At 72.7% G+C, this 14022-nt stretch carries 11 protein-coding genes; 2 read left to right on the top strand and 9 right to left on the bottom strand.

Annotated features, from left to right (window positions below):
* Position 1: 1 nt before the first annotated feature.
* Together ACFZB9_RS31235 and ACFZB9_RS31240 are read left to right on the top strand one after the other, a co-directional pair.
* Entirely contained in the window at positions 2-853 is an 852-nt protein-coding gene (locus ACFZB9_RS31235) for a M24 family metallopeptidase (RefSeq protein WP_391452767.1), read from the top strand.
* Positions 850-2577: an SDR family oxidoreductase gene (locus tag ACFZB9_RS31240; RefSeq protein WP_391452769.1), complete on the top strand. Its 1728-nt coding sequence runs from the start codon at positions 850-852 to the stop codon at positions 2575-2577. Before ACFZB9_RS31235 ends, ACFZB9_RS31240 begins: the two co-directional genes overlap by 4 nt.
* A gap of 29 nt (positions 2578-2606) precedes the next feature.
* Here ACFZB9_RS31240 and ACFZB9_RS31245 read toward each other — a convergent pair whose 3' ends face one another.
* The 9 genes from ACFZB9_RS31245 to ACFZB9_RS31285 all read right to left on the bottom strand — a co-directional run bounded on the left by ACFZB9_RS31245 (position 2607) and on the right by ACFZB9_RS31285 (position 13763).
* Positions 2607-3839, bottom strand: coding sequence for a globin domain-containing protein (locus ACFZB9_RS31245; protein WP_391452771.1), 1233 nt, complete (start codon positions 3837-3839; stop codon positions 2607-2609).
* A gap of 19 nt (positions 3840-3858) precedes the next feature.
* Complete coding sequence (locus ACFZB9_RS31250; protein WP_391452773.1) at positions 3859-4479, bottom strand: pyridoxamine 5'-phosphate oxidase family protein; 621 nt, start codon at positions 4477-4479, stop codon at positions 3859-3861.
* Positions 4480-4982: 503 nt separating this feature from the next.
* Positions 4983-6032, bottom strand: a complete 1050-nt coding sequence (locus tag ACFZB9_RS31255; RefSeq protein WP_391452775.1) for a hypothetical protein — start codon at positions 6030-6032, stop codon at positions 4983-4985.
* Entirely contained in the window at positions 6029-6661 is a 633-nt protein-coding gene (locus ACFZB9_RS31260; RefSeq protein WP_391452906.1) for an RNA polymerase sigma factor, read from the bottom strand. Before ACFZB9_RS31260 ends, ACFZB9_RS31255 begins: the two co-directional genes overlap by 4 nt.
* A gap of 303 nt (positions 6662-6964) precedes the next feature.
* Positions 6965-8164 carry an XdhC family protein gene (locus ACFZB9_RS31265; RefSeq protein ID WP_391452777.1) on the bottom strand — a complete coding sequence of 400 codons (1200 nt, stop codon included), beginning with the start codon at positions 8162-8164 and terminating at the stop codon, positions 6965-6967.
* A gap of 132 nt (positions 8165-8296) precedes the next feature.
* A complete protein-coding gene (locus ACFZB9_RS31270) occupies positions 8297-9775 on the bottom strand; it encodes an NCS2 family permease (RefSeq protein WP_391452779.1) in 1479 nt (492 codons plus the stop codon).
* 258 nt (positions 9776-10033) lie between these two features.
* Positions 10034-12394, bottom strand: coding sequence for a xanthine dehydrogenase subunit D (pucD, locus tag ACFZB9_RS31275; protein WP_391452781.1), 2361 nt, complete (start codon positions 12392-12394; stop codon positions 10034-10036).
* A complete protein-coding gene (locus ACFZB9_RS31280) occupies positions 12391-12879 on the bottom strand; it encodes a (2Fe-2S)-binding protein (RefSeq protein ID WP_391452783.1) in 489 nt (162 codons plus the stop codon). Before ACFZB9_RS31280 ends, pucD begins: the two co-directional genes overlap by 4 nt.
* Positions 12876-13763 (bottom strand): FAD binding domain-containing protein, encoded by an 888-nt coding sequence (locus tag ACFZB9_RS31285; RefSeq protein ID WP_391452785.1) that lies wholly within the window; start codon positions 13761-13763, stop codon positions 12876-12878. The genes ACFZB9_RS31280 and ACFZB9_RS31285 overlap by 4 nt, the downstream gene beginning before the upstream one ends.
* Positions 13764-14022: the final 259 nt, after the last annotated feature.

The raw sequence follows: 14022 nt of genomic DNA on the forward strand, positions 1-14022 counted from the left end.
CGTGACCGTGACGAGCACCCCCGGCTTCCGCTACACCGCCCAGGACCTGGACCGCTTCCGCGAGGTCCAGCAACTGGCCTACCACTGCGCCGAACAGGTCGCCGCCTGGATCGAACCCGGGGTCACCGAGCGGCAGGCCACCGCCCAGCTGCGCCGCTGCCTGGTCGCCGCCGGGGTGCGGGACTTCTTCCACATCCCGTTCGCCTGGTTCGGCGACCGCACCGCCTTCCGCCACTTCCACACCCCGCTGCAGTTCTTCGCCGGCTCCCGGGTGCTCCAGGAGGGCATGCCCTACGTGCTGGACTGCGCCCCGGTGGTGGACGGCTACACCGCCGACATCGGCTACGGCGGCAAGGTCGGCGACAACCCGGTCTGGGACCGCCTCGCCCTGGACCTCAAGGTCTACCGGGAGCTGATCCTGCGCGAGGTGCGGGCCCGCAAGCCGCTGAACGAGGTCTACGCGGCCGTCGACGCGCAGATCGCCCGGCACGGCTACGACAATCGCCACCAGGTCTACCCGGGCCGGGTGATCGGCCACCAGGTGACCCGCAACACCAGCCGCGCGCCGATGGGCGTGAACCTCTTCGGCTTCGGTGTGCGCACCCTGCAGACCCTGGGCCGGGAGCTGATCAGCGAGCGCCTGCACGGGCGCTCCCCGCTCTGGGCCGACGGCCGCTCCTCGCGCCACGCGCCCACCCCCGGGCTGTGGGCGGTCGAGCCGCACATCGCCTTCCGCGCGGTCGGCATCAAGTTCGAGGAACTCCTGGTGGTGACCGAGGACGACGCCTACTGGTTGGATGACGAGCTGCCGCACGTGCGGCGCTGGACGACGCTTGAGGAGACCACCGCGTGAGTGAGAACCCCGCTGTCCGCCGTCGCACCGTGCACAGCGCCGGCATCGACCTGGCCGTCTTCGAACAGGGCGACCCCGCGGCGCCCACCGTGCTGCTGGTGCACGGCTATCCCGACACCCACCGGGTCTGGGACGACGTGGCCGCCGAGCTCGCCGCCGACCACCACGTGGTCCGCTACGACGTGCGCGGGGCCGGCGAGTCCTCGGTGCCGCGCAGCCGCGCGGAGTACCGGCTGCCGCTGCTGGCGGCCGACCTGTTCGCGGTGGCCGACGCGGTCAGCCCCGAGCGCCCGGTGCACGTGGTCGCGCACGACTGGGGCTCGCTGCAGTCCTGGGAGGCCGTCACCGAACCCGGCGCCGAGCGCCGACTCGCCTCCTACACCACGATGTCCGGGCCCTGCCTGGACCACATGGGCCACTGGATCCGCCACCGGATGCGCCGGCCCACCCCCCGCCACCTGCGCCAGCTCCTGGTCCAGAGCGCGCACTCCTGGTACATCGCCGCCTTCCACCTGCCCTTCCTGGCACCCGCGACCTGGCGGCTCGGCCTGGCCAGGGCCTGGCCCCGGGTGCTGCGCGACCTGGAGGAGGTCCGGCCCCGGGCCGGCCACCCCCAGCGGACGCTGCGTCAGGACGCGGTGCGCGGCATCGAGTTGTACCGTGCCAACATGCGTCCCACGCTGCGCAACCCGCGCGAGCGGCCCACCGAGGTGCCGGTGCAGCTGATCGCGCTGCGCCGCGACCGCTACGTCAACGCCTTCCTCTCCGAGGGCCTGGAGCGCTGGGTGCCCAGCCTCACCCGGCGTGAGCTGAACGCCACCCACTGGTCCGCGCTGCTCGAACAGGGCCCGGTGGTGGCCCAGATGGTGCGCGAGTTCACCGGGCGGATCGAGAGCGGCGGCGAACCGGCCGGGGCGGCCCAGCAGTTGGTGGTCGTCACGGGCGCCGGCAGCGGGATCGGCCGGGCCACCGCGCTGGCCTTCGGCGAGCAGGGCGCCACCGTCGTGGTCTGCGACCTGGACCTGGAGGCGGCCGAGCGGACCGCCGAACTGGTCGCGCTGGTGGGCGGCGTGGGCCACGCCTACCAGGTGGACGTCAGCGACGGCGCGGCCGTCGACGACTTCGCGCGGCAGGTGGCGGCGGCGCACGGGGTGCCGGACGTGCTGGTCAACAATGCCGGGATCGGCCACTCGGGCACCTTCCTGCAGACCACCGAGAAGGAGTGGCAGCGGGTGCTGGACGTCAACCTGTGGGGTGTGATCCACGGTTGCCGGGCCTTCGGCGCCCTGATGGTCGAGCGGGACCAGGGCGGGCACATCGTCAACCTGGCCTCGGCCGCCGCCTATCTGCCCTCCAAGGTGCTGGCCGCCTACGCCACCAGCAAGGCCGCGGTGCTGATGCTCTCCGACTGCCTGCGGGCCGAACTGGCCGACAGCGGTATCGGGGTGAGCGCGATCTGCCCCGGCATCGTGAACACCAACATCACCCGGACCTCGACCTTCTCCGGTACCTCCAGCAGCGAGCAGGCCGCCAAGCAGGCCCGGGCGGCCAAGCTCTACGCCCGGCGGGGCTTCCCGCCGGAGAAGGTGGCCGCCGAGATCGTCCGCGCGGTGCGCACCGGCAAGCCGGTGGTGCCGGTGACGCTGGAGGCGAAGGCGGCGCGCTGGGTCGGACGGCTGGCGCCCGGCCTGCTCCGGCGGGCGGCCCGGATCAACGCGGGCTGAGAGCGCGGCCCCGCCGGAGCGGCCCCAGGTCAGCGGCCGGCGGGCTCGCCGCCCTCCGGCCGGCCCGGGCGGCTGCCCAGCAGCCCGCCGCCACCGTCCAGCAGGCCCGTGCTGCCGTCCAGCAGGCCCGAGGTGATGTCGAGTTCGGCCGGCGTGGTGCTCAGGTCGTAGTGCAGCCGCTCGGCGGGCACCCCGTCGCGCTGGAACCGCTCGACCATGCTGACCACCATGTCGTCCGGGCCGGCCACGAACACCTCGTGCTCCGGCCAGTGGCCCTGGTCCGGCACCACCTCGGGCAGCCGGCCCTGCACGCCCGGATAGCCGATCTCCGCGGAGATCACCGGGACCAGCAGTAACCGGGGGAAGACACTGGCGAGTTGGCGCAGGCTCTGCAGGTCGTAGAGATCGCACTGCTGCCGGGCGCCGACGAACAGGTGCAGGGTGAGCGGCCGGTGGCGTGCGATCATCTCCTCGACCAGCGCCTTGACCGGGGCGAGCCCGGTGCCACCGGCGACGCAGACCACCCGTCGCGAGGGCCGGTCCGGCAGCGTCATGGAGCCGCGCCCCGGGCCGAGCCTGACCACGTCGCCGACCCGGGTGTGGTGCACCAGCGTATTGCTCACCCAGCCGGCCGGCACCGCCCGCACGTGCAGGGTCAGCAGGCCGTCCCGGCGCGGGGCGTTGGCGATCGAGTACGGCCGCCAGACGCGCGGCCAGCGGGCGGTCTCCACCGTGGTGTACTGCCCGGCCCGGTAGGGGAACGGGGTGTCCGGGCGCAGCGTCAGCACCGCGAGGTCCGGGGCGCGCTGCTCGTGTCCGACCACCTCGGCCAGCCAACTCGACGGGGTCCGGCCGGCCTCCGCCTCGGCGGCGCCGCTCATCGCGGCGGCGATCAGACCGTAGGCCTCGCTCCAGGCGCTCTCGTGCGCCGGCGTCCAGGCCTCGCCCGCGAACCGGCGCAGGGTGGCGAGCAGGGCGCTGCCGACCGCCTCGTAGTGCTCGGTGCGCACCCCGTACTTGCGGTGGTCGCGGCCCAGCTGCTCCAGGAACGAGGTCAGTTCGGCGGGGCGGTCGAGCATCCGGACGGCGCCGGCCAGGGCCCGGAAGAGCCGGTCGCGCTGCACGTCCATCGCGGGCGGGAAGAGCTCGCGGACCTCGGGGTTGTGCAGGAAGAGCGTCGCGTAGAAGTGGCCGGTGAGCTTGTCCGAGTGCTGCTGTACCAGCGCGAAGCTGTCGCGGATCAGAGTCGGATTGTCCGTCATGGTCGTGGGTGACGCTCCGTCAGATAACGTGTTGGCTGGTTTCCTTGGCGCCGAAGAAGTCGCCGCCCTTGCGCCGGGTGTCGTCGGTGCCCCAGGCGCGGGTGCGCGGCGCGGGGACGAACCGGGGGATGTGCTTGGCGCAGTGCAGGTAGGCCTCGTCGATGTCGACCAGGACCCAGTGTTCGGCGCGCCGCCCCGGCACGGTCTCCAGCGGCAGGGCGGGGACGTACGGGCGCAGCTGGGCGTCCTCCAGTACGCGGGCCCGCCCGTTGATGTGCAGGCCGATCACGTCGTGGACGAAGTCCACCAGGAGCAGGCCGACATGGCCGTTCTCGCTGATGTTGCCCAGGCTCGCCATGACGCCGTTGCCCCGGTACTCGGGGTAGGCCAGGGTGTGCGGGTCGATCACGTGCAGGAAGCCGGGCGGGCCGGCCCGGAAGCTGGCGTCGCACTCGCCGCTCGCGTCCGAGGTGGCGACGAAGGCCATCTCCTGGCGGGCGACGAACTCCCGCATCCGCGGGTTGAGGTGGTCCAGTACCTGTTCGCGGTAGAAGCGTTCGGCGCGCTCGGTGGAGCCGTAGGCCTCCTGCAGCTGGTGCTCCCCAGTCGAACCGGGGCGGTGGAGGAGGGGCTTGGCCATCGGGCCTCCGCGTCGTGGGGGAAGGGGTGTCGAATGAACGGTCTATGTCAAGCGCATGACAACATTCCCCCCGGAACTTCACAACTGTGGTCAAACGCACCGGCGTTCGACCGTTCCTCGCACCCTACACGTAGCGCGACCGCTGGTCACCCGAAAGTGTGCTGAGGTTGTGTTGGACTCATGGGAAGACGAGTGCGGAGCGCACGTCGTCGGTCCTTCATCTCCACCGTGGACCCGCACGCCGCGGGCGTCGCGCGGGCGAGGAAGAGTCTGGGCCCGGCCCGGCCGACCCCAACCTTGCCGGGCCCAGACTCTCCCCCAGCCTCCGGCCGGGAGGTGTCCTCACCGGCCTTCGGCCGCGGGGTGACGGACCCGGGGGAGTCCGTCACCCCGTCCGGACCGGCGACCGAGCTCATGCACAGTCAGGGCCGCCGGAGTTCCGGGAGGGTGGCGTGCCCGGGGAAGCCACCACCGTCCCGGAGTCTGAGGGGGTTACCGCAGTCCTACGGCTCACTGCCTCCCGTGGCCGTTGTCGCCGCCGCTGTTCCCGCGCCGCCGCCCTGCCCCTGCGGGGCGTGGCCGCGGCCGTCGCCGCCGGGCGGCGTCGGAGCGGGCCCACCACCGACCGGCGGGCGGACCGGCGTGGGAGCGCCGGTGCGTGGCGCGGGAACCGGGGAGGAGCCGGGGGTGTCCTTGCCGCCCGGCCGGCCCGGACCCGGTCCCTGGCCGCCGTCCGGCAGCGCGGCGCAGTACGCCCGTACCCGGTTCGAGCCGCCCGCCGCGCGCGTCAGCGGCTCGAACCGGGAGTCGCTGGTACCCGGCTGGTCGTCGCCCGGCCACAGCCGGCAGAGCGGCAGCAGCAGGGCGGACAGCCCCGACTCGCCGGGTGTGGCCGGGACGGCCTTGCCGGGCGGCGGGGAGACGCCGGGCCTGCTGCTCGCCGCGCCGTCGCCCTGACCGTCCGAGCCGGCCGAAGCCCCGGCCGAAGCCCCGGCCGGTGCCGCCGCCGATCCACCGGGCAGCGGCCGTTTGGCCGCCGGCCCGCCGGAGCTCGGCCCGGGGCCCGGCCGCATGGACTGTTCATCCCCGCCGCGGCTGCCGGGCGGGGTGGCCGAGGCCGATCCGGTGGCAGCCACGTTGTCGCTGGTCGCCGAGTGGCCGGAGCCGCCCAGCACCGCCGGCAGGTGCCCCGTTCCCGCCGCTACCGCGACCCCGCCGATCGCCGTCACCGCGAGCGCCGCGACCACGGCCTTGGCACCGAGGAACCGCGCGGGAACGCGGAACCCCTGCGGTACGCAAGCGGCCATCGGGCGACTCCGGGACGGTTTCGTGGCGGGCTGGGCGGCGGACGAGTAGGACGTGAGCCGAGCGGCCTCCCGGAACGCGGCCACGGCCGCCTCCTCCCCGGCCAGTTCGTCCGCGGTCGCAGGAGCGGCCGCGGCGGCGAGCAGTCCGGAGAGGGCGCCAGGACCGCCCGGCGAAACGTCCGCCGCGCCGGCCAGCAGGTGCTCGGCGGCGTCGCGGTCGATCCGACGGGATCGGTTGGTGCTCATCTCATGTCCTTCAGCGTCGAGGCTGCGGGTTGTGTCACACCTTCGGCGGATTTTTTTTCGAACCGCTTCGACGAACCACGTGGCGCGGGTAGTGCGCCCGGGGATTCCAGCAGACCGGCGAGTCTGCGCAGGCCCCGGTGGGCGGCCATCCGCACGCTGCCGGCCCGCTTGCCGAGGACCCGGGCCGCGCTCTCCGCGTCCAGCTGCAGCACCACCCGCAGCAGCACCGCCTCCGCCTGGTCCTTGGGCAGCCGGGCGATCAGCGCCAGCGCCTGCTGGGTGCCGACGGTGGCCAGCGCACTGCCCTCGGTGTCGTCCCGGGCGGGCAGTTCGGTCAGGTACTCCTCCGGGAGCTCGGTGGTCGGGCGCCGGCGCCGGGCCCGCAGATGGTCCAGCGCCCGGTGGCGCGCGATGGTGGCGGCCCAGCCCCGGAAGCCGTCGCCGTCGCCGCGGAAGGTGTGCAGGTCCCGGGCGATCTGCAGCCAGGTCTCGGAGGCGATGTCCTCGGCGTCCGAGACAACTGAGCCGTCCCCGCCGACCAGGACCCGCAGGTAGCGCAGCAGCGGCGGCTGCACGGCGCGGAAGACCTCCCGGAACGCCTCCTCGTCGCCGGCCTGCGCGGCCAGCACCGCCTGCCCGAGCCGTTCCGGCTGCCCGGGGCCGCCCGCGCCGTCGGACTCCTCGGCGGACGCGGCGGTGGCGGTCGCGGGGGCGGTCGGTGGGGTCGGAGGCGGGCCGACGGCGTCGGCGTACCCGAACTGATCTGCGTTTTGCACCGAGCCATCATCCACTCTCTGCGGGCCGGAACACGCACGGTCCCGCCCGGCAGCGGGTGCCGGACGGGACCAGTGTGCGGTATCGCCGCAGAAAGCGGCGTTCCTGGGAGCTTGCTGGGGATTGACGGAGCGTCAGTCGGGTCGTTGAGCTGCCGGTCAGGCGACCCGCCGGGACTTGGCAGGTTGGGCCTCGGCGCGCTCCAGGTCGTGGTGGATCGGGCCGGAGCCGGCCGACAGTGGCAGGCAGCCGCCGCCGCGCCGGCTGGCGACGATCTCGGCGGCCACCGCCACGGCGGTCTCCTCGGGTGTCCTGGCCCCGAGGTCCAGGCCGATCGGCGAGCGGAGCCGGGCGATCTCGGCCTCGCTCAGCCCGACTTCGCGCAGCCTGGTGTTGCGGTCCAGGTGGGTCCTGCGCGAGCCCATCGCGCCGACGAAGCCGACCGGCAGCCGCAGCGCTCGCTCCAGCAGCGGGATGTCGAACTTGGCGTCATGGGTCAGCACGCACAGCACGGTGCGGCCGTCGAGGCCTCCGGTGCCGTCGGGTGCGGCGAGTTGGGCGTCCAGGTAGCGGTGCGGCCAGTCGACCACCACCTCGTCGGCCTCCGGGAAGCGCCGCTTCGTGGCGAAGACCGGGCGGGCGTCGCAGACGGTGACGCGGTAGCCGAGGAACTTGCCGATCCGCACCACGGCGGCCGCGAAGTCGATCGCGCCGAAGACCAGCATCCGCGGCTTGGGGACGTAGGACTCGACGAAGAAGGTGACGGTGCTCGCGGCCGTAGGGTCACAGGGGCGGCCGTCCAGCGCCAGCGTGACCTTGGCGGTCCGGCCGGCGTCCAGCAGCGCGCGGGCCTCGGCGACCACCGAGCGCTCCAGCGCTCCGGTGGTCGCGGGGCCACCGGGCGAGAGGGTGCCGTGGTGGCTGTCGGCGGTCACCGCGACGGTGGCGCCGAGCAGCGCGGCGGGCCCCTCGACCAGCCGGACCAGCGCGACCGGCGTGCCGGAGGCGATGTAGGTGATGCCGGCGTCCAGCCCGGCGTCCGCTCCGGGCACCACCGGCTGGACGAAGACGTCCAGGATGCCGCCGCAGGTCAGCCCGACCGCGAAGGCGTCCTCGTCGCTGTAGCCGAACTGTTCGAGCACCGGCTGCCCGGAGTCGATCGCCTCCCGGCACAGCTCGTAGACCGCGCCCTCCACGCAGCCGCCGGAGACGCTGCCGACGGCCTCGCCGTCCGCGTCCACGGCCAGCGCGGCGCCCGGATCGCGCGGCGCGCTGCCGGAGACGCCGACCACGGTGGCCACCGCGAAGGAGCGCCCGGAGGCGTGCCAGGCCTGCAACTGCTCGGCGATGTCCTGCATGTCCGTGGCTCCTATCGGTGGTGTCGAGGGGCTGGCGGTGGTCCGGCGGGCGGGTGGACGGGTGGACGGGTGGAGGTGACTGCGGTGTGGTGCGGGCGGCCGGTCGGCTCCCCCCGCACCACGCCGGTACCGCTAGTGGACCCCCAGCCACTCCTTGACCGGTGTGAGCGCGAAGTAGAGGACGAAGACGGCGGTCAGGATCCACATCAGCGGACCCGGTTCGCGCCACTTGCCCTTGCCGGCCTTGATCACCGTGTAGGAGATCACACCGGCGGCGACCCCCGCGGTGATGCTGTAGGTGAACGGCATCATCGTGCAGGTCAGGAAGGCCGGAATGGCCACGTCGCGGTCGGCCCAGTCGATGTGCCGGGCCTGACTCATCATCATCGAGCCGATCACGACCAGCGCGGCGGAGGCGACCTCGACCGGCACGATGCCGGCCAGCGGGGAGAAGAAGAGCATCAGCGCGAAGACACCGCCGGTGACCGCGGAGGCCAACCCGGTCCGGGCGCCCTCACCGACGCCGGTGGCCGACTCGACGAAGACCGTCTGGCCCGAGGCGCCGAACAGGCCGCCGATCGCACCGCCGGCGCCGTCGATGAACAGGGCCTTGGACAGGCCGGGCATCCGGCCCTGCTTGTCGGCCAGGCCGGCCTCGGTGCCGACGCCGATGATGGTGGCCATCGCGTCGAAGAACCCTGCCAGCACCAGGGTGAAGACCGCGACCGAGGCGCTGATCGCGCCCATGCCCTTGGAGCCGAAGGCGCCGAACAGGTCGATGTGGCCGACCAGGCCGAAGTCGGGCGCGGCGACCGGGCTGCCCGGCCAGACCGGCGGCGCGCTGCCCCAGGCCTTGGCGGGGACGTGGCCGACCGCGTTGACCACGAAGGCGAAGACGGTGCCCGAGGCGATGCCGATCAGGATGGCGCCGCGCACGTTGCGGGCCAGCAGCACGAAGATGATCAGCAGCGTGACGGCGAAGCAGACCACCGGCCAGCCGGTCAGCTCGCCCTGCGGCCCGAGCGAGACCAGGGTGGGCCCGCCGCTCTGCACGAAGCCGGCCTTGTGCAGACCGATCAGCGAGACGAACAGGCCGATCCCGATGGTGATCGCGTGCTTGAGCGGCAGTGGGATGCCGTTCATGATCTTCTCGCGGAGCCCGGAGACCACCAGCAGCACGATCAGCAGACCGTAGATGACGCAGAGGCCGAAGGCCTGCGCCCAGGTGGTGTGCGGCACCACCAGCGCGGAGACCGCCCCGGAGACCGACAGGCCGGCGGCGACCGCCAGCGGCACGTTGCCCACCACGCCCATCAGGATCGTGGTGACGGCGGCGGCGAGCGCCGTCGCGGTGGTGAGCTGGGCGTGGTCGAGCTTGGCGCCGGTGACGTCGGCGCCGCTCAGGATGAGCGGGTTGAGCAGGACGATGTAGGCCATCGCCATGAAGGTGGTCAGTCCGCCGCGGATCTCGTTGCCGAAGGTCGAGCCTCTGGCCGAGATCTTGAAGTACCTGTCCAGAGCGTTCGTCGAGCCGCCCGAGGCCGAGGTGGGGGTGCCGGCCTGGGCGGGGATTCTTTCAGTGGTGTCTGGCTCCGTGGGGATCCGGGACATGTCCACTCCCAAGGTTCAAAGGGGGTTGGGGTGGGCGAGCCGACCTGGGACGGTCAGTAGGGGCGACCGCCGAGGGGGACTGTTCGACTCACGAGGTGCACTCTGTGGTGCCTGCGGTGCGTGGGGTGGTGCGCACCGCTGCAGAGCCCCGGCGTGGGAGAGGCAGCGGAAGGTGGTGCACGTGGTACTTCCTGGTGGTGCGGCCCCGGAGCGGCGGGGGAAGACTGGCCGCCGCCCCGGGGAGGTCGGGCACCGGGATCAGAGCGTCCCGGTGAGGTGTTCGGGCCGGACCGGGATCCGGTTGAGCGCCAGGCCGGTGGCCTGCCGGATGGCTGCCACGATCGAGGGGGTGGCCGAGACCGTGGGTGCCTCGCCGACCCCGCGCAGTCCGTACGGCGCGTTGGGGTCGGGCAGTTCGAGCATGTCCACCGGGATCGGCGGCACGTCGAGGATGGTGGGGATCAGGTAGTCGGTGAAGGAGGCGTTGCGCACCTTGCCGTCCTTGACGATGATCTCCTCCATCACTGCCAGGCCCAGCGCCTGGGTGCAGCCGCCCTGGATCTGGCCGATCACCGAGAGCGGGTTGAGCGCCTTGCCGACGTCCTGGGCCGCCGTCAGCTCGACCACCTTGACCAGGCCCAGCTCCACGTCCACGTCCACCACCGCGCGGTTGGCGCAGAAGGTGTACTGGACGTGGCCGAAGCCCTGCCCGGTCTCCTTGTCGAACGCGACGGTGGGGCGGTGGTGGTGCTCGCGGGTCAGGTCGATCGCCTCGTCGCCGAGCAGGTCGACCATCGAGACCAGCGCGCCCTGCGAGCCGGAGACCACCTTGCCGCCGACCAGGTCGAGGTCGGAGTGTGTCCAGCCGTAGCGCTTGCGGCCCTTGGCGATCAGCGCCTGCTTGACCGCCTCGGCGGCGAGCTTGACCGCGCCGCCGGTCATGTAGGTCTGGCGCGAGGCGGAGGTGGAACCGGCCGAGCCGACCTCGGTGTTGGCCGGGTGGATGGTGACCTTCTCCACGCCCAGCTCGGTGCGGGCGATCTGGCCGTGCACGGTGACCCCGCCCTGGCCGACCTCGGCCATCGCGGTGTGCACCATCGCCACCGGCTCCCCGCCGATCACCTCCAGGCGCACCCGGGCGGTGGAGTAGTCGTCGAAGCCCTCGGAGAAGCCGACGTTCTTGATGCCCACCGAGTAGCCGATGCCGCGCACGATGCCCTCGCCGTGCGAGGTGTTCGACAGCGCGCCGGGCAGCTCGCGGATGTCCAGGTTGTCCAGGTCCAGCGGCGGCGGCAGCGGCATGTCCTTGACCCGCCGCAGCAGTTCGGCCACCGGCGCGGGGGAGTCGATCTGCTGCCCGGTGGGCATGTAGTCGCCCTCCGACATCGCGTTCAGCTGGCGCAGCTCCACCGGGTCCATGCCCAACTCGACGGCGAGCCGGTCCATCTGGGTCTCGTAGCCGAAGCAGGCCTGCACCGCACCGAAGCCGCGCATCGCGCCGCAGCTCGGGTTGTTGGTGTAGAGGGCGATGGCCTCCATCCGCACGTTCGGGATGTTGTAGGGGCCGTTGCCCAGCGAGGCCGCGTTGCCGACCACGGCGGGTGAGGCGGAGGCGTAGGCGCCACCGTCCAGCACCAGGCGCACGTCGGAGTAGACCAGCTTGCCGTCCCGGGTGGCGCCGTGCTCGTAGCTCATCCTGGCCGGGTGGCGGTGCACGTGGCCGAAGAAGGACTCGTCGCGGGCGTAGACGATCTTGACCGGCTTGCCGGTGCGCTGGGCCAGCAGCGAGGCGTGGATCTGCATCGACAGGTCCTCGCGGCCGCCGAACGCACCGCCGACGCCGGCCAGCGTCAGGCGCACCTTCTCCTCGGGCAGGCCGAGCACCGGGGCCATCTGCTGGCGGTCCACGTGCAGCCACTGGGTGGCCACGTAGAGGTCGATGCCGCCGTCCTCGGCGGGCACCGCGAGGCCGGACTCCGGGCCGAGGAAGGCCTGGTCCTGCATGCCGACCTCGTAGACGCCCTTGACGACCACGTCGGCCAGCGCCTTGACCTCGTCGGTCACGCCCTTGCCGTAGACCAGCTTCTGCGAGTGGCAGATGTTGCCCGAGCCGTGCGACTTGTACTCGTGCGGCTCGTGCACGTAGCCGTGCACCTCGGGGTTGAGCGCCTGCTCCTCGGTGGTGATCGGGGTGAGCACCTCGTACTCGACCTTGATCTTCTTCACCGCGCGGCGGGCGGTCTCCGGGTGGTCCGCGGCCACCAGCGCGATCGCCTCGCCGTGGTAGCGGACCTTGTCGATCGCCAGCGCCGGCTGGTCCTGGATCTCCAGGCCGTAGTACTTGGCGCCCGGGATGTCCTCGTGGGTCAGCACCGCGTAGACGCCCGGGGTCTTGAGCGCCTCGGAGATGTCCACCGAGAGGATGGTGGCGCGCGGGTGCGGCGAGCGCAGCGCCATGCCCCAGAGCATGTCCTCGTGCCACATGTCCGAGGAGTAGGCGAACTCGCCCTTGACCTTCAGCGTGCCGTCCGGCCGCAGCGGGGAGCCGCCGATGCCGTCCGGGGAGCCGGTGGTGATGTCCTGGAGGTTCTTCTGCCCCCGGATCGTGCGCGCGCTCATTCGGCCGTCCCCACCTTCTGGCACGTGCGGGCGGAGGCGAGCCGCACCGCGTCCATGATCTTCTCGTAGCCGGTGCAGCGGCACAGGTTGCCGCTCAGCGCCTCCCGGATGTCGGTGTCGCTGGGCTGCGGGGAGCGGTCGAGCAGCGCGTCGGTCTGCACCAGCAGACCCGGCGTGCAGAAGCCGCACTGCACCGCCCCGGCGTCGATGAACGCCTGCTGGACCAGGCCCAGTTCACCGTTCTCCTCGCTCAGCCCCTCGACCGTGCGCACCTCGCGGTCCTGCACCTGGCCGGCCGCCACCAGACAGGAACAGACCGGCGTGCCGTCCAGGTAGACCGTGCAGGAGCCGCACTCGCCCTGCTCACAGGCGTTCTTCGAACCCGGCAGGCCGACCCGCTCGCGCAGCACGTAGAGCAGGCTCTCGCCCTCCCACACGTCGTCAGCCTCGACCGGCTTGCCGTTGGCGGTGAAAGTCACCCTCATGCCGCGCTCCTGATCTGCTTGCTGTAGTCGTTCCAGGTCCAGGTGAGGGTGCGCCGCGCCATCACGGCCAGCGAGTGCCGGCGGTAGTCGGCGGTGCCGCGGACGTCGTCGATCGGGGAGGCGGCGGCCTTGACCAGCTCGCCGAAGCGCTGGGTCACCTCGGCGCCCAGCAGCTCGCCGGACTCCCACAGGCCGCGCTCGGCGAGCACGCCCTGCAGGTACTCCTCCGCCTCCACGGCGCGGCGCGGCGTGGGGGCAGCCGAGCCGATACCGGTACCGACGGTGTGGTTCTTGGGGTGCAGCGCGAAGCCGAAGGCGCAGACCGCGATCACCATCGCGTTGCGGGTGCCGATCTTCGAGAACTGCTGCGGGCCGTCCGCCACCGGGATGTGTACGGCGCGGATCAGCTCGTCCCGCTCCAGGCTGTTGCGCTTGACCCCGACGTAGAACTCGTCGATCGGGATCAGCCGGGTGCCGCGCACCGAGGCGGCCTCCACGAAGACGTCGCGGCCGGCGGCCAGCAGCGCGGGGTGCGCGTCGCCGGCGGGGGAGGCGCCGCCCAGGTTCCCGCCCACGCCGCCCCGGTTGCGGATCTGCGGCGAGCCGACGGTGTGCGAGGCCAGCGCCAGGCCCGGCAGCGGTCCGGCCAGCTCGGCGATGATCCGGGCGTAGGTCACGGCGGCCCCGAGCCTGACCACGCCGTCGGTGATCGACCACTCGGTCAGCTCGGTGACGCGGTTCAGGTCGAGCAGCGCGGATGGCCGGTGGACGTCGAAGTTCATCTCGACCATCACATCCGTGCCACCCGAGATGGGCAGCGCGGTCGGGTGCTCAGCCTTCACCGCGAGCGCCTCGTCCCAGCTTGCGGGCCGCAGGAACTCCATGCGGGTGTCTCCTCAAGTCGTCGCCGATCGAACCTTTGGGCACTGTGCCCCGGGAACCGCGGGCCGGGCCTTCTGACACGGCCGTACGGTCTCCCAAACCTCCGGGGAGCGGAACCGGTCACCTCGGCGTCGCCGTGGTGTCGCGTCCTGGTCACCGGGGTGTGTCCGGCGGCGTGTGGCCAGTGAACCGCCGACCTGGTGCCCGCAGGCAGTCACCGATGGCATGAAGCCCCCGCGCCGGGTCCGCCCGGCATCCTGT

This window comes from Kitasatospora sp. NPDC008050 (assembly GCF_042957465.1).
Classification (GTDB): Bacteria; Actinomycetota; Actinomycetes; order Streptomycetales; family Streptomycetaceae; genus Kitasatospora.